Origin of the sequence: Bacillus manliponensis (assembly GCF_000712595.1) — a bacterium.
Lineage (GTDB): Bacteria > Bacillota > Bacilli > Bacillales > Bacillaceae_G > Bacillus_A > Bacillus_A manliponensis.
Window position 1 is genome coordinate 237,878 of sequence record NZ_JOTN01000003.1, and the last position, 16,318, is coordinate 254,195.

A 16,318-nucleotide genomic window follows, 5' to 3' on the forward strand; every position below is an offset into this window, starting at 1 on the left:
TATTATGTATTAGGTAAGATGGTTATTTAAAATGTTGGTTACCTTAATTGCACCTTCTAAATCTAAGTGATCTAAGTCTAAGCAATCATTTTCATTGAAGTCATTTCTTTCAAATAAATCAACAACGCTAAATATATGCTCTTTTTTAAAAGTATTCAGCTTATTATAAAATTCTTCTTTGAATGCACTATCAAGGTGGTCCTTATAATATACTGTTGTAGGGAATACAACAATAATCGGTTTTATATTCTTTTTATTTAAATACTTTAGCATATCCGAAAAAACTTTTTCATTTTCTTTAACCGTTTCTTTATGTTTAAGCGCTTTATTATGTCTCTGTGCTCTATCTTTACCTAAAACTATTTTTTTCTCCACAGTTAAATCTAGTAAACTCTGATCTCCTAATAAACTAGCATTCTTTCTAACTATGTGACTATTAAAATAAGATAACCCTTCGTTTTTGTAATAAAGATCCATTATCTTACTTTCTAAAGAGTTTATATCCAAAAGTATTCGTGATTCATTAGAGACGAATTTTTCAAGTGAATCATGTTCTCTGTTATTTTGTTCATCAAGAATTTCATAGTGATGTCTATCTTTAAATAGTGGATAATATACATCTTTAATTCTGAATGCCTCACTACCTTTTGATAAATCAAAATGAAAACTGTAATAAGCAACGCCGATAATACAATTTTTAATAGATTTATTTTTATCAATGAGCTCTTTCAAAATTTTGAATGAATAGTACATATCTTGTGAAGCTAAAGATAAGTTTACCGCTTGTTTTCGTAATTTTGCAGCTTCTATGCCAAATAAAGAATATGATAAGCCCACTATTAGGGTATCTATATCTACACTTTTTTTAGTGTATTCCATTATGTTTTTTAAATAATTGTAGTCATAATTTTTATAATACATAAGGATAGTAGAGTTATATAATTCATTAATAAAATCCTCATATATAAGGATTTTATCAAAACCGACTTTTTTAATATCCTTATAAAATTGTTCATGATATATTTTATCAACAAGCAATATATGTAGCTCTTCATTTTTATTTTTTAACATTGATAAATCGCAATTTGAATGTATTTTTTTACAATTTAAATAATTTTTTTTTCGCACATGAAGGTTTAACTGCAATGGATCCGTACTCCAAAAGTATACATTGGTTTGGACTTTTCTTCTCATATACTCGGATAGTTTTCGGAATTTTACTTTAATATCCTCGTATTTCTCCTTCATATTAGTAGTTGAGTAATTATTGCTATTAGAAAAATTAACAAACGTTTCTATCGTCAAAAATAAATCATTAAATTCTTTGCTATTTAAGTACATTTGGTTCTTCAATATAAAATTAGTCATTATATTAATCAATTCAAATATATCTGCTTCATTTTCAACCTTTTGCATGAGGTTCTCAAATGAATTACATGTATCCATATAAAAAATATTTCTTTCTAAAAGTTGTACTCTGTCTTCTCTTTTCATTTAATTATTTTTCGCTCCTTTTAGTCTAGCATAGTATTCGAAATAAAAATGTTATCTACAAAACATTTTATCGCTATTTTATAATATTGAATAGATACTATGCTAGCGTTTTCTAATTTTGGGTATGAAATATAAAAGTATCTTAACAAAGGTTATGAGTTTGAACGTTATAATGAAAATTTCCAAGAGAGAGGAGTGGTTTATAGTAATAAAATATATTGAAAAAATGGGAGATAATAGCGAAAATTGTCTATCGAAAAATGTTTGCAGAAAGAGGTAGATTGTCTACAATGGGTTTAAGATTCAGAATATTTAAAAATTAAAGCATTGTATGGAGGAAAGGAGAGAACGGAGATGAGTAAAGATACATCAGCTCGTAAGGTGAAAGATGAAATTGATTACACATCAGTTGTGCAATCAGCAGAATTTCAGCAGTTATTAGCGAAAAAAAGAAAATTTATTGTACCGATGAGTATTTTCTTTTTTGTATTTTTTATTTCACTACCAATTTTAACATCGTATACAACGGTGTTAAATAACAAAGCATTTGGAGATGTAACGTGGGCTTGGGTGTTTGCGTTTGCCCAATTTGTGATGACTTGGGCTTTATGTATGATTTATAGCAAAAAAGCAGAAAGTTTTGATCGATTATCAGAAAAAATTCTTCAAAACATAAAGACGGGGAGGAGATAACATTTGAATATAACAGCATTTTTACTATTTTTAGTCATTGTTCTTGGAACGCTCGTCATTACATATTTTGCATCGAAAAAAACAAAAAATGCTAGCGAGTTTTATACAGCTGGTGGGGGGCTAACGGGGTGGCAAAATGGTTTAGCAATTGCTGGTGACTATATGTCTGCGGCATCTTTCCTTGGAATTGCAGGAGCGATTGCTTTAACTGGATTTGATGGTTTTTTTTATAGCATCGGTTTTCTTGTTGCGTATTTAGTTGTGTTATATCTTGTTGCAGAGCCGCTGCGGAATTTAGGGAAATATACGTTAGCAGATATGATTGCAGCACGATTTGATGCGAAGAAAGTACGCGGCGTTGCAGCTTTAAACACAATGACCATTTCAATTTTTTATATGATTGCACAGCTAGTTGGAGCAGGAGCACTTATTAAATTATTATTAGGAATCGAATATACAACATCTGTGTTAATTGTTGGGACATTGATGACAGTTTACGTTATTTTTGGTGGTATGACAGCGACAAGCTGGGTACAAATTGTAAAAGCTGTTTTATTAATGGCTGGTACATTTCTTATTTCGGTTATCGTATTTGCGAAGTTTAACTTTAGTGTGACTGAAATGTTTGCGCAAATGAAAACAGCAACACCATTAAAAGAGTCGTTTTTAAATCCAGGGGTAAAGTATAAAGATGGTTTAGATACATTATCTTTAAACTTAGGGCTTGTTCTTGGAACAGCTGGTTTGCCACACATTCTCGTTCGCTTCTTTACTGTTCGCGATGCAAAAACAGCTCGTCAGTCAGTTGTATATGCAACGTGGCTTATCGGTGCGTTTTATATTATGACTATTTTCCTTGGTTTTGGAGCTGCAGCATTTGTTGGCAACGCAGCTATTATAGAAGCAAATCCAGCTGGAAATATGGCAGCACCTTTATTAGCCAAAGCGTTAGGCGGAGATTTCTTATTTGCTTTTGTATCAGCAATTGCATTTGCGACAATTTTAGCGGTTGTAGCAGGCCTTGTATTAACAGCAGCATCAGCGTTTGCACATGATTTCTATAATGAAATTATTCGCCGCGGTAAGGCGACGGAAAAAGAGCAAGTATCGATGGCACGTTATGCTTCTATCGGTGTTGCGGTATTCTCGATTGTGCTAGCGTTGTTTGCACAAACATTAAACGTTGCATTCCTTGTCTCACTTGCGTTTGCGGTTGCAGCGAGTGCGAACTTACCAGTTATTTTATTTACAATATACTGGAAGCGTTTTAATACAACAGGAGCAATTTCCGGAATGTTAGTTGGATTAATTTCAGCAATTGTACTTGTTGCACTTAGCCCGAATGTGTGGAGTCCAGAGGCAGGAAAAGCAATTTTTGTTGGGGAAGCAATATTCCCATATTCAACACCAGGAATCATTTCAATTCCACTTGGCTTTTTAGCGGCATATTTAGGGACAATCTTCTCTAGTACGAAAGAGAAGGAAGAGAAATTTGATGAGATTCTTGTGAAATCTAATACAGGTCATGGTATAAGTGACGCGTCCTCCCATTAAAAACAAGAGCTTTCCGTTTTTCGGAAAGCTCTTAAAAATTTGTGAAGATATAAGTAGGATTTAAGCTGTTTTCGTGGAATGAAAATAAGCAGAGCATACTTTACATCATCATGAGGCATCTGCAGCTTTGCAAAAATACAAAGTTGTAATGGAAGGTGGAATGTATGGTGAAAACGAAGCAATCAGAAGAGCTGTTAATGAAAGATGAACAGTACGTATGGCATGGAATGCGCCCACATAGTCCAAAGCAAGTCATGATCGGATCAAAAGCAGAAGGCTGCTGGGTTGAAGATAGCGAAGGGAAGCGCTACTTAGATGGAATGAGTGGCCTTTGGTGTGTTAATAGTGGCTATGGAAGAAAAGAGCTGGCAGAGGCGGCGTATGAGCAGTTACAAAAGCTATCTTATTTCCCAATGTCACAGTCACATGAGCCAGCAATTCAACTGGCTGAAAAGATAAATGAATGGCTTGGCGGAGAGTATGTCATTTTCTTCTCAAATAGTGGATCAGAAGCAAATGAAACAGCGTTTAAAATTGCGCGCCAATACTATGCATATAAAGGAGAACCACATCGTTTTAAATTCATTTCCCGTTACCGCGCTTACCATGGTAATACAATGGCGGCAATGGCAGCAACTGGCCAAGCACAGCGAAAATATCAATATGAGCCATTTGCAGCTGGCTTTTTACATGTTACGGCTCCTGATTGTTACCGAACGCCAGGCATTGATAAGCAGCCGATTGAGGAAGTAGAATGTGTAAAAGAAGTAGATCGCGTGATGAATTGGGAGCTTAGCGAAACAATTGCAGGTTTTATTATGGAGCCGCTTATTACAGGCGGAGGGATTTTAATGCCGCCAGAGGACTATATGAAAGCAATTCATGAACTTTGTAAGAAACATGGAGCAATTCTCATTAGTGATGAAGTCATTTGTGGTTTTGGACGGACTGGAAAACCGTTTGGATTTCAAAATTATGGTGTACAGCCAGACATTATTACGATGGCAAAAGGACTAACGAGTGGCTATTTACCGTTATCAGCAACAGCTGTGAAGAAAGAAATTTATGAAGCGTTCCAAGGGAAAGGAGAATATGAATTTTTCCGTCATATTAATACGTTTGGCGGGAACCCTGCTGCTTGTGCGCTTGCACTGAAAAATTTAGAGATTATGGAAAACGAACGGTTAAGCGAACGTTCTGCGCAAATGGGTGCGCTACTATTAGGAGAAATAAAGAAAGAGATGAGTAATCATCCTTTTGTTGGTGATATTCGTGGAAAAGGCTTACTAGTTGGTATCGAGCTAGTAAATAATAAAGAGACGAAAGAGCCAATTGATAATGATAAAATTGCGAGTGTTGTGAATGCTTGTAAAGAAAAAGGGCTTATTATTGGGCGGAATGGAATGACGACAGCGGGTTATAACAATGTATTAACGTTAGCGCCGCCGCTTGTGATTTCAAGTGAGGAAATTGCATTTATTGTCGGGACGTTAAAAGCAGCAATGGAGCGTATTCGTTAATTGAGAAAGCGGGTCTATTATGATAGGCTCGCTTTCTTTTTTGATATAATGAAAGAAATGAGAAAAGAACGGAGAAATGCCTATGTTATTACATAAACGTTTTACAATTGGTGAAATGGCAAAAATGCATCGTATTCCGCAGTCAACTTTGCGTTATTACGATGAAAAAGGGATTTTTCAGCCAGCAGTTGTTGATGAAAATACACAATATCGTTATTACACAATTGATCAATTTTCAATGTTAGATACCATTAAGTTTTTGCGACATTTAAATATTCCTTTAAAAGATATTAAACTTTATATTGATGAGCGGACGCCAACACTTGCAGTAAATATGTTAGAACAACAACGAAACATGATGTTACAAAAGCAGAAAGAAATTGAATATATACTAGCAAAAATGAATCATAAAATTGATTTAATTACAGAAGCACTTTGTAGGGAGCCAAATGTTGTTTCGTTTAAGCAGTTGCCGAAAAGGAATATTACATCTCTTCCAGTCGCTCCAAATGCAACGGATGAGATGTTTGAGTATTACATTCATTCTTTGCAGAGCAATTTACCATTATTAGACGTTAGTTTATTTTCTGGAGATATTGGGGTTACAGTGCCGAAAGAAGCTGTATTAAACTTAGAGTTTCAATTGTATGGAAAGGTTTTTATTTTACTTGATTATATGCCTATTGAAAAGAAGTTAGAAACATTTGAAGCGGGAATGTATGCTTGTGCATATCATCATGGTTCATATGAGGAAACGGGAGCTACATATGAACTGATTTTACAGGAAATTGAGCGGAATGGTTATGAAATTTGCGGGGATGCCATTGAATTAGGACTCGTTGATTGGTCTGTTACAGAAGATCCTCTGCAGCAAGTCACTGAAATACAAGTACCTGTTTGCAAGTGCGCGATATAGTAGTAAATTCTACATGTATTCTTGTTTTAGAATTTTCCCATCATAATTATATACATTTTCTTTTTTAACTCATTGACCTTCAAGTTACTTGAAGGTTTACAATATGAAACAGTGAGCGGTAAAGGAGAAACAAAAAATGATGGAAACAACTGAGAAATTAAGAGAAACGCCGATAAAGAAATTATTTATTTCGTACTTAATCCCTGTTGTACTTGGTATGGTATTAATGTCGGTTAATATTATTGTCGATGCGATTATGATTAGTCGCGGAGTTGGAGCGGAAGCGTTAGCGGGTGTGAACGTAGCTGTTCCTGCATTTGCGATTTTCTTCTCCATTTCATTATGGATTGGAATGGGCGGAGGTACTTTGTTTTCAATTGCATTAGGTGAGAAAAACATAAAGAAAGCACAGTCTATCTTTATGCAGTCGATGACAATTGCCATTGGAATTGTTGGTATTTTAATGATTATTTCATTGTGGCGAATTGAAGATTTAGCATATATTTTTGGTGCAAATGAAGTTATTTTGCCATATGCTTTAGATTATTTACACATTTTATTAATGTTTGGCATGGTGTATGTATTAGAAAATGTGTTAAGTACATTTATACGAAACGATGGAAATCCGAATTTAGCGACAGCTGGCTTAGTTGTGACGGCTGTACTAAATATGGTATTGGATTACATCTTTATCTTTATTTTTGACTGGGGTGTAACAGGAGCCGCTTCAGCAACAATTTTATCAGCAGCAATTGGATTCCTTGTTTTACTTAGCCATTTCTTTAGAAAGGGCAGCATTTTAAAGATTACAAAATTTCGCTTACAGTGGCCTGTAGCAAAGCAAATTATGATAATTGGATTTCCGAGTTTTGTGACGGAAATTACAGTTGCTGTCGTAACAATTGGATTTAACATTGCATTCATTCGATTTGCAGGGGAGCAAGGTGTTGCCTCATACGCAATTGTTAACAGTATTCATTCGATGACGTTATTGTTATTCTTTGGCGTTGGAGCAGCACTTCAGCCAATCGCAAGTTTTCACTATGGTGCAAAATTGTTTGATCGTTTACGAGAAGGGTTAAAATTTGCAATTCAAATTGCGCTAGGGCTTGGAGTTATCGCTGTTTGCGTCGGATTATTTTTCGGGGAATATTTTACGTTGTTATTTGATATACAGTCGGAACAATTGATAAAATTCACAGTAACAGGAATTAGTCTTTTCTTCCTACAATATGTATGCTTAGGATATAACATTGTATATGCAGAATATTTCCAGTCGGTAAGACAAACGAGAAAATCAACGTTTATCATTATAAGCCGCGGTTTAGTCTTTATTATTCCACTTTTATGGATCATGCCAATGTTATTTGGTGTAAACGGTATTTGGCTTGTTATGCCTGTTGCTGAATTGTTAACAGCGTGCATTGTTTTTGGGCTGAATAGATTGTCTAATCCAGTCCCTGTGTATGTAGAAGAAAAGAAGAGAGCATAGTAAAAAACGAGGATGTTCCAATTATGGAACATCCTCGTTTTTTAAGCTGACTGTTAAGGAGTTGTCTGTTTCTCGAATAGAAGCAAATGCAATGCCTTGAATCGTTTCGTATCCCTTTTTATGTAACTCGCTTTGTAACCATGTTTTATCTTTATGAATTAATTTTAAATTATCATGTTGAATTTGCTCATCTACAATGAGAGCAATTGGTAAGCCGGCATATTGTACGTCCATCCCAATATCTTTTGGTGCAAGTGGAATAAGCTCTCTTTTTGGTAAAACGCTAATTTCTCCATTTGCTTCTAAAATCGCATATTCAATATCAGCGACATTTGGATATCCTGCCACCCGTAAGTTAGAAAGTAACTCTGCAATCGGGTATCTACTTTTTTTTACATTTTCAAATAAAATTTTCCCATGTTTAATGAGAATCGTTGGTTGACCGAGAATGAAAGGATTTAACTTATTTAACAGACTTAGTTTGGTAATGAGGAGATGGAGGATTGTGATGATAAGAATTCCGAGAAATCCTTGGAACGCACTCTGTACTTCAACCCCTTCAAATGCTAAATAAGATAAGAAAATAATTGCACCAAAATCATGAGGTGTTAATTGGGCAAGAGCCGATTTTCCGAGTAGCTTAATAGCGACAATAAAGAGTAAAAAAAAGAAAATTAATTTGCAAATAAAAAGAATCAATAATCCCACCTCTCATAATTGTTTCACGTTACTCAATATGTCCATACAGCCCTTAAAATATGAGATGTTTTTGTAAGTATAAGCATATCGTTTGTTTATATAGAAAAGATATGTTAATTTTTGAGTATTCAGAAGATAGGGGTGGAGTAGGATGAATGAAGTGATACAGAAGATGGAGAGTCATGCATCTGTTCGAAAGTATAAAAAAGACGAGATTTCAAAGGAAACTGTAGAAAGAATGATTATAGCAGCGCAGCATGCAGCGTCTTCGCATTTTGTACAAGCGTATTCTGTTGTTTACGTAACAGATGAAATGGTGAAAGAAAAATTAGCAGATTTGTCAGGGAATCGTCACGTCAAGGATTGCAGTGCATTTTTTGTGATTTGCGCCGACTTAAAAAGATTAGAGCATGCATGTAAAAAGCATGAGACGGAAATTCAAAATGAAACAACGGAAAACTTTGTTGTTGCGACTGTTGATGCATCTCTTTTCGCACAGAATTTAGCATTAGCAGCAGAATCATTAGGATACGGTATTTGTTACATTGGTGGTATTCGTAACAATCCACAAGAAGTAAGTGAATTACTTCGCTTACCGGATAAAGTATATCCTGTCTTCGGTATGACAGTTGGTGTGCCAGATGAAGCGAATGCGGTGAAACCAAGATTACCGGTTTCTGCAATTTTACATGAAAATACATATGATGAAGAAAAATATAGTGAGTTATTAGATCAGTATGATGAAGTGACAAATGAATATTATCAAGCAAGAGTAACAAATAAGAAGAATGTAACGTGGACTGGATCGATGAGTCAGTTCATATCGGGGGAGAAGCGACTTCATATGAAGGAGTTTTTGAGTAAGAGAGGATTTAATAAAAAATAATGAAAAAGCGGCTAATATATACGCCGCTTTTTTTATGAAGCATCTACTGAAGGTTGTTCCGTACTGTAATGTTTTCCCCGAGAAGGAAGCATAACGGAAAATGCGAGTATACAAGAGCAAAGTAAAATGAGTAATGCGCTGCTAATTACTGCGGTTTGGACAGATAATATTTCAGCAAGAGCACCAATGATGACAACAAATATAGCTTGTAAAATATATCGTATCCCATCAAACACGCTAGCGATTCTTCCAATCATAGGAAGAGGAATGCTATTTTGATAAAATGTTAAGAACGATGTGTTAGCGATAGATGAAAAGAGGCCAAGAATGATAAAACCACTTACTGCTACAATAAAGGATTGAGAAAAGGCGTAAATGACGTATCCAATCCCTGTTACGACCATACCAACACTTATACCATATTGAAGAGGTAATTTTTTTGCCAATAAAGAAGCGAGGAACGAACCGAGAACGTAACCAGCTCCAGTAAGGGTAACTAGCATACTGTATTGTGTTTCAGATAATTGAAGCACTTGTTTAGAAAAGACAACTTCTTGTGAATCTAACGCTGTTGCAATTAGCATTGTCATTTGAAATAGTGCATAGATAAGTACAATGTACGTTGCAGAACGGGCGAAGGAAAAAACTTCTCGCCAGTCTTCGTGCAGTTTTTGAAAGATCGATGATTCATCATTCTTATTATCAATTTCCCCTGGCGAAAGGTTAGGGAGAAAGTATATCGCAATTGCTGCAATAAGAAAGGATGCTCCATTACAAAAGATTACAAACTGTGGTGAATATAAGGCCATCAATATACCAGCGATGGCAGGTCCTGTAACGAAAGAGCCAGAGGTCGCTAAACTATTCCAAGCATTAAATTGCTGTCGTTCTTCGCGAGGGATAATCGTTGTTGTATAAGCAAAAGAAGCTGAGCCCGAGAAGGAATTTGCAATATGAATAAGAAAAATACAAGCATAAATTGGCCAGATGGAACTAAATAGTGGAATGCAGAATACAAGAAGGGCACGTATGACATTCATCATAATGATAATTGCACGTTTGTTGGAGCGATCCACAATACTTCCTGCCCAAAAATTTGTACAAAAGGCGGCGATTGGACCAATGAGCCATAAGCCGGCCACTGCTGTGCCTGACCCAGTTTCTTCAAGCACCATCCAGTTAAGCGCAACAAGATACATAAAATCTCCTAAGCGGGAAATACCGTTTCCGAATAACAGTAAAAATTTTGTTTTTGTCATATTATGAATCACTTTCTTCCTTTTTTCGTTTGACTTCAAATGTAAGCTGATATTCTTTTTTACAAACTGTTTCTTGCACGACTTTACTTTCCCAACGTAGTAATACTTGTGTCACTTCCCACATTAATTGTGCATGTTCTTCTTCGTTTAAAAAGAGATGAGATACGGTGCGGGATACGCCTGCTTCGTTGTTCACTTCTTTATCTGTTTCTATAGAAAAATGCACGGCCTTTGCTTTGTAATATTTTTCAATGATGCCCCGTCTCTCTTTCGTATCAACTAATTCTAATAACCCGCCTTCATATAAAAGCTGCACATGATAATGAATACTTCCAGGAGATTTGTTTAATTTTGTTGCTACTTGCTTTGCAGTGAGTGGCTCTTCGTTCAAAATATGTAAAATTTGAATGCGAATTGCGCTGGCAATTAACTTTTGTTGTTCTGCTGAAATCGTAATTGTGTTCTCATTCATAAGAGGAACTCCTTTCTTTATTCTAAATTTATTGTACATTCTAAAAAATTAGAACGTAAACAAAAGGAATTCTCTTTATTTTGCTATTATTCGACAATAGGGGTTTAACAACATAAAAAAACAGCTCACATTGTGTGAGCTGTTACTGTTTGCACGCTTCGACATCAATGCCAGCTGCAATTAACTTTTGTTCGCCTGCTTGTTCAATTCGTTTTTGTAGTTTTGAGAGGAAAGAATCAAATTCTGTATGCTGAGCGACTTGGAAGACAAGTTTATGCTCAATTGGAATCCAAGTATCAATGTGAGCCTCATTATGTTGAATTTTTACTTCGAGCTTATCGAGAGCATTTGCTACTTTTGCTTCATACGTTTCTTTTTCCTCAAATTCCATCCATAAATCATATAGTTCCTCGCCAAGTGGTCCAGATAATGTTTGTTTAATATTTAAAATTGCCTTTTGTTCATTTTCTTGCTTCTGCTTCTTTAATTCTTCACTATTCATCGTATCAAAAGCAGGAATATCACCAGCTTCTGCTTCTACTAAATCATGAATAATAATCATTTTTAGTAATTTTTCCATTTGCACCGGTTGATCCAAATATGGCTGAACGAGAACGGCCATAAGCGACATACGCCATGTATGCTCTGCCACACTTTCTTGACGGCCATTTGATAGCCAACTGTGACGCAATTCGTATTTTAACTTTTCTGCTAGTGCGATGACTTGTAAGATATTTTTTTCCATATAAACCGTCCTCTCTTTACTATACATACTGTCATTATTGTAATATAAATTTCACGAAAATTAAATGTGGCAATTTTATGAGTATATTGCGATAACTAGATAAGGTTCGTATAATAAGAGACAGAGCTATTATTTAATTTAAAAATATTTTTTTATAAAACAGAAAAGGTAGGTTTGATGTATGGGGGATGAAAACGAACTATTTGCAAGGCAACATAAGAAAAAACGCAGAATTGATATTTCGAGCCCATTTGGAATTGTAGTTGGTTTTGGACTTATTGCAGCAGCAATTATTATTGGTGGGGGTGGGGTAAAAGGCTTTAAAAACTTTTTGGATGTTTCTTCTGTTTTAATTGTAATAGGTGGGACATTGGCGACAGTGGTTGTTGCATATAGGTTTGATGAAATAAAAAAATGTATAAAAAGTATCTTTTTTGTATTAAACAGACGTGAGGAAGACTTAACAGGATTAACAGAGTTGTTCGTCGATTTTTCGAAAAAATCGAAAAAGCATGGGTTGTTATCCCTTGAAGCAGATGGTGAGAAAATGAATAATCCGTTTATTCAAAAAGGGATTCTTTTAATGTTAAGTGGTTACGATGAAGACGAATTAAAGCAAGTATTAATGCGTGATATTGAAACAGAAGTGCATGAACTCAAGAAAGGCGCTAATTTCCTTGATAAAATTGGTGATTTTGCGCCATCGTGGGGGATGATCGGTACGTTAATTGGACTTATTCTCATGCTGCAAAACTTAGAAGATACAGCTCAGATTGGAACAGGTATGGCAGTTGCGATGTTAACGACATTATATGGTTCCGTCATAGCGAATATGGTTGCAATTCCACTTGCTGATAAAGTGTATAGAGGAATTGAAGATATATATGTTGAAAAAAAGTTTGTGATTGAAGCTATTTCGGAGTTGTACCGAGGTCAAATTCCATCAAAGTTAAAACTAAAGCTAGATGCATTTGTATATGAAAATAAAGTACAAAAAGATATGCGAGATAAGAAGGTGGCCTAATCTTAGGGGTGTAATGATGATTAAAAGAAAAGAGAAAACATCACCACGATGGATGACAACTTTTACTGATTTAACAATGTTACTACTTACTTTTTTTGTCTTGTTAGTTGCAACATCAACACAAGATACAGTGAAATTTGCAAAAATGTTAGAGCAGTTTAAAGAGACAAAACCAGTGGATTCACAAGGGATGGAGAAGGATGATAAGTTTATCCCAGATGATGGGGTTTCTACAATTATTGATTCGAAAAAACGATTAGATGAACTATATGAAAAGTTAAAAGTATATGTATCTGAAAATCAAATTGATGAAGTGAATGTGTATCGGGAAGATGATGGGGTAAGTATCGTAATCGTTGATAATTTAATATTTGATACAGGAGATGCAACTGTTAAGGAAGAGGCAAAAATAATTATTGGACAATTGGCAGGCTTTCTTCAATCTATCCCTAATTCAATCGTTGTAGAAGGTCATACGGATAGTCGACCTATTCAAACAGAGAAATTTCCATCGAATTGGGAATTGTCATCTGCACGTGCAGCAAACATGATTCACTTACTTACGAAAGATTACAATATCGCTGCAGATCGTTTAGTAGCTGTAGGTTATGCTGATACAAGGCCGGTTGCTGAAAATGACTCACCAGAAAATTGGAAGAAAAATCGCCGTGTTGTCATTTATATTAAAGAGTAACTTAGGGTTAAAATCTTTTCGATTAAAGCAAATTAAAAAAATCTAGTTATTCTTTTAAAAAAATCTTTAAATGTATCCATTATCTTTTGTATAATAGTTAGGAATGCTAACATTTAATATTAAGATATTTTTATACATAGAAGGAGAGAAATGTTAATGGCACACAAAATTTTAGTTGTAGATGATGCAATGTTTATGCGCACAATGATTAAGAATTTATTAAAGAGTAGTCCGGACTTTGAAGTGATTGGAGAAGCGGAGAATGGAATTGAGGCAATTCAAAAGTATAAAGAATTACAACCAGACATTGTAACTCTTGATATTACAATGCCAGAAATGGATGGATTAGAAGCACTAAAAGAGATTATTACAATTGATGCAAATGCAAAAGTTGTTATTTGTTCTGCAATGGGACAACAAGGTATGGTGTTAGATGCAATCAAAAGTGGGGCAAAAGATTTCATTGTTAAGCCGTTCCAGGCAGATCGCGTAATTGAAGCATTAACAAAAGTAGCTGCAAGTTAAATAGAGAATGAGGCACCGAGTATAGCAGAAGTATGATAAAAGCAAAAAAGAAGGTGCCTCTTTTTTCTATTTCTTACGATAGTTTTGCTCTGTAGAAGTCCAATTTTAAGATTGAGAGGAATCGAAAAAATTTAGTTGGAATGTACAGCCTGTGAAAGCCGATTAATACTTTGTGAGAAAAAATGATCCCATGTAGTGTAATGTTACTTTAATATTAGTTTTTAAAACGGTAAATCTCGATACATAAATTTAAAGGTTTTTGAGAACAGACAGGTAGGGGATTAAGATGCAAACTGATTTATTGAATATATTTTTCGAAGAATCTGAAGAACATTTACAAGCGCTAAATGAAAATGTTCTTGTTTTAGAACAAAATCCAGGGAATGTGGATGTAGTTAGTGAAATCTTCCGCTCAGCACATACGTTTAAAGGAATGTCCGCAAGCATGGGCTTTACGGAAATGGCCGATTTAACACATAAAATGGAGAATGTACTGGATGAAATTCGTCACGGGAATGTTAGTGTGAGTGCTGATGTAGTAGATGTTATTTTTGAATGTATTGAAAACTTGGAGCAGATGGTTGCGGATGTACAGCAGGGTGGTATGGGAAATATTGACGTTAATGGTACAAAGAGAAAACTAGAAGCGTTACTAAAGAGAGAAGCAGTTTCTGATGCAAAGTCGCTTGAAATAAATGGTGAACAAGATACAATTGTTGAGGATCTATGTGAAATACATATTTCGATAGAAAAGCAAGCGATATTAAAAGCTGTACGTGCCATTATGTGCATTGAAGCGCTTCACAATCTAGGAAAAGTAGTAAAAGTAGTTCCAACAGTAGAGGAAATTGAAGCAGACACATTTGATTTTGAATTTACTGTATATATGAAGACAGAGGAAAGTGAAGAAGAAATTAAGCAAACTGTTCTTCATGTATCTGAGATTGAAAAAGTAGAAATAAAACAAATAGAACAAACTGTAGAAAATGAAAAACCTGTACATACGATGCAAGAGGAAAAAACGACTCCGCAAAAAACTACAAACGAACCAGCTAATGTGCAAGGAAAAGGAAAAAATACACGGGGAGAAAACCGTTCTATTCGTGTGCAATTAGAAAAAATTGAACGATTAATGAACATGTTTGAAGAAACTGTCATCGAGCGTGGAAGAGTTGATGAACTTGCAGCTTCTATTCAAAATAAAGAATTAATTGAGCATTTAAATAGACTAGGGGATATTTCTAGAGATATTCAAAATGTATTACTCAACATGCGAATGGTTCCAATTGAAACAGTATTTAATCGTTTTCCGCGTATGGTGCGCAAACTAGCGAAAGAGCTAGGAAAACAAATTGACCTGCAAATTACTGGTGAAGATACAGAAGTAGATAAAATTGTAATTGATGAGATTGGTGATCCACTTGTCCATTTAATTCGAAATGCGATTGATCATGGAATTGAAACGGTTGAGAATCGTCGTAATGTTGGGAAAAGCGAAACAGGTATTATTAAATTAGAGGCATTTCATAGTGGAAATCATGTTGTAATTCAAATTACTGATGATGGAAATGGAATTTCGAAAGAAAAAGTACTAAAAAAAGCAATTACAAATGGTGTAGTAACAGAAGCAGAAGCAAATAAACTAACAGACCGTGAAATATATGATTTAATTTTCCAACCAGGTTTTAGTACGGCAGAAGTTGTATCAGATCTTTCTGGCCGCGGTGTCGGTTTAGATGTTGTAAAACATACGATTCACAGTTTAGGTGGTTATTTAATTATTGATTCGGAAGAAGGAAAGGGAAGTACATTCCGTATTGAATTACCACTTACTCTTTCTATCATTCAATCGATGTTAGTGCAAACGAATGAAACGCGTTATGCGGTACCACTTGGAAATATTGTGGAAGCAATTCGTATTAGGAAAGAAGATATTCAAACGTTGCAAGGGAAAGACGTATTAAATTATCGCAACCAAATTATTGAAGTAAAGCATTTAAGTGTAGTGTTTGGTGAAAAATCGTTAAACGAAGTATTTGATTCATATGATGATCAAATGGTTCCGGTGTTAATTGTACGAAACACACATCGTAGCTATGGATTGATTGTAAACACAATTATTGGCCAAAGAGAAATAGTATTAAAATCATTAGGTGATTTCTTCACAGATAGTGCAAACTACTTCTCTGGAGCAACAATTCTCGGTGACGGACGGGTAGTCCTTATTTTAAACCCTGAAGGTTTATAATATAACAATCGCTCCTCAACGTGTAGTGTTGGGGAGTTTTCGGTTCGATATAATTATTTTGTAATAGTTTTGTTAAAATATATAAAATATAGTTGTG

General features: G+C 34.9%; 15 protein-coding genes. 10 read left to right on the forward strand and 5 right to left on the reverse strand.

Going from position 1 to position 16,318, the window contains the following annotated elements:
* Positions 1-9: 9 nt before the first annotated feature.
* On the reverse strand, positions 10-1,494 hold the full coding sequence (locus BAMA_RS05240) for a hypothetical protein (RefSeq protein WP_034636822.1): 1,485 nt from the start codon (positions 1,492-1,494) through the stop codon (positions 10-12).
* Positions 1,495-1,848: 354 nt separating this feature from the next.
* Here BAMA_RS05240 and BAMA_RS05245 point away from each other — a divergent pair, with 354 nt between their 5' ends.
* From BAMA_RS05245 to BAMA_RS05265, 5 genes are all read left to right on the forward strand, one after another.
* Positions 1,849-2,187 (forward strand): DUF485 domain-containing protein, encoded by a 339-nt coding sequence (locus BAMA_RS05245; RefSeq protein WP_034636825.1) that lies wholly within the window; start codon positions 1,849-1,851, stop codon positions 2,185-2,187.
* 3 nt (positions 2,188-2,190) lie between these two features.
* Positions 2,191-3,741 carry a solute symporter family protein gene (locus BAMA_RS05250; RefSeq protein ID WP_034636828.1) on the forward strand — a complete coding sequence of 517 codons (1,551 nt, stop codon included), beginning with the start codon at positions 2,191-2,193 and terminating at the stop codon, positions 3,739-3,741.
* 164 nt (positions 3,742-3,905) lie between these two features.
* On the forward strand, positions 3,906-5,261 hold the full coding sequence (locus BAMA_RS05255; RefSeq protein WP_034636831.1) for an aspartate aminotransferase family protein: 1,356 nt from the start codon (positions 3,906-3,908) through the stop codon (positions 5,259-5,261).
* Positions 5,262-5,343: 82 nt separating this feature from the next.
* Positions 5,344-6,177, forward strand: a complete 834-nt coding sequence (locus BAMA_RS05260) for a MerR family transcriptional regulator (protein WP_034636833.1) — start codon at positions 5,344-5,346, stop codon at positions 6,175-6,177.
* Positions 6,178-6,313: 136 nt separating this feature from the next.
* Positions 6,314-7,669 carry an MATE family efflux transporter gene (locus BAMA_RS05265; protein WP_034636835.1) on the forward strand — a complete coding sequence of 452 codons (1,356 nt, stop codon included), beginning with the start codon at positions 6,314-6,316 and terminating at the stop codon, positions 7,667-7,669.
* 21 nt (positions 7,670-7,690) lie between these two features.
* Here the strand turns inward: BAMA_RS05265 and BAMA_RS05270 are convergent, their stop codons facing one another.
* Positions 7,691-8,368: a DUF421 domain-containing protein gene (locus BAMA_RS05270; protein ID WP_034636837.1), complete on the reverse strand. Its 678-nt coding sequence runs from the start codon at positions 8,366-8,368 to the stop codon at positions 7,691-7,693.
* A 151-nt stretch (positions 8,369-8,519) separates the two neighbouring features.
* On the opposite strand from BAMA_RS05270, the gene nfsA reads away from it, so the two are divergent.
* Positions 8,520-9,254, forward strand: a complete 735-nt coding sequence (gene nfsA / locus BAMA_RS05275; RefSeq protein WP_034636840.1) for an oxygen-insensitive NADPH nitroreductase — start codon at positions 8,520-8,522, stop codon at positions 9,252-9,254.
* 32 nt (positions 9,255-9,286) lie between these two features.
* On the opposite strand, the gene BAMA_RS05280 is transcribed toward nfsA, so the two are convergent.
* The 3 genes from BAMA_RS05280 to BAMA_RS05290 form a co-directional block, all read right to left on the reverse strand.
* A complete protein-coding gene (locus BAMA_RS05280; RefSeq protein WP_034636842.1) occupies positions 9,287-10,513 on the reverse strand; it encodes an MFS transporter in 1,227 nt (408 codons plus the stop codon).
* 1 nt (position 10,514) lies between these two features.
* Positions 10,515-10,985 (reverse strand): winged helix-turn-helix domain-containing protein, encoded by a 471-nt coding sequence (locus tag BAMA_RS05285; RefSeq protein WP_034636845.1) that lies wholly within the window; start codon positions 10,983-10,985, stop codon positions 10,515-10,517.
* 142 nt (positions 10,986-11,127) lie between these two features.
* Entirely contained in the window at positions 11,128-11,730 is a 603-nt protein-coding gene (locus BAMA_RS05290; RefSeq protein WP_034636847.1) for an HD domain-containing protein, read from the reverse strand.
* 181 nt (positions 11,731-11,911) lie between these two features.
* Between BAMA_RS05290 and BAMA_RS05295 the strand changes: the two genes are divergently transcribed.
* The 4 genes from BAMA_RS05295 (at position 11,912) to BAMA_RS05310 (ending at position 16,221) form a co-directional block, all read left to right on the forward strand.
* Positions 11,912-12,754 (forward strand): MotA/TolQ/ExbB proton channel family protein, encoded by an 843-nt coding sequence (locus BAMA_RS05295; protein WP_034636849.1) that lies wholly within the window; start codon positions 11,912-11,914, stop codon positions 12,752-12,754.
* 16 nt (positions 12,755-12,770) lie between these two features.
* Positions 12,771-13,448 (forward strand): OmpA family protein, encoded by a 678-nt coding sequence (locus BAMA_RS05300; protein ID WP_034636852.1) that lies wholly within the window; start codon positions 12,771-12,773, stop codon positions 13,446-13,448.
* Between the two features lie 156 nt (positions 13,449-13,604).
* Positions 13,605-13,973, forward strand: a complete 369-nt coding sequence (locus BAMA_RS05305) for a response regulator (RefSeq protein WP_034636854.1) — start codon at positions 13,605-13,607, stop codon at positions 13,971-13,973.
* A gap of 286 nt (positions 13,974-14,259) precedes the next feature.
* On the forward strand, positions 14,260-16,221 hold the full coding sequence (locus BAMA_RS05310) for a chemotaxis protein CheA (protein WP_034636855.1): 1,962 nt from the start codon (positions 14,260-14,262) through the stop codon (positions 16,219-16,221).
* Positions 16,222-16,318 lie beyond the last annotated feature (97 nt).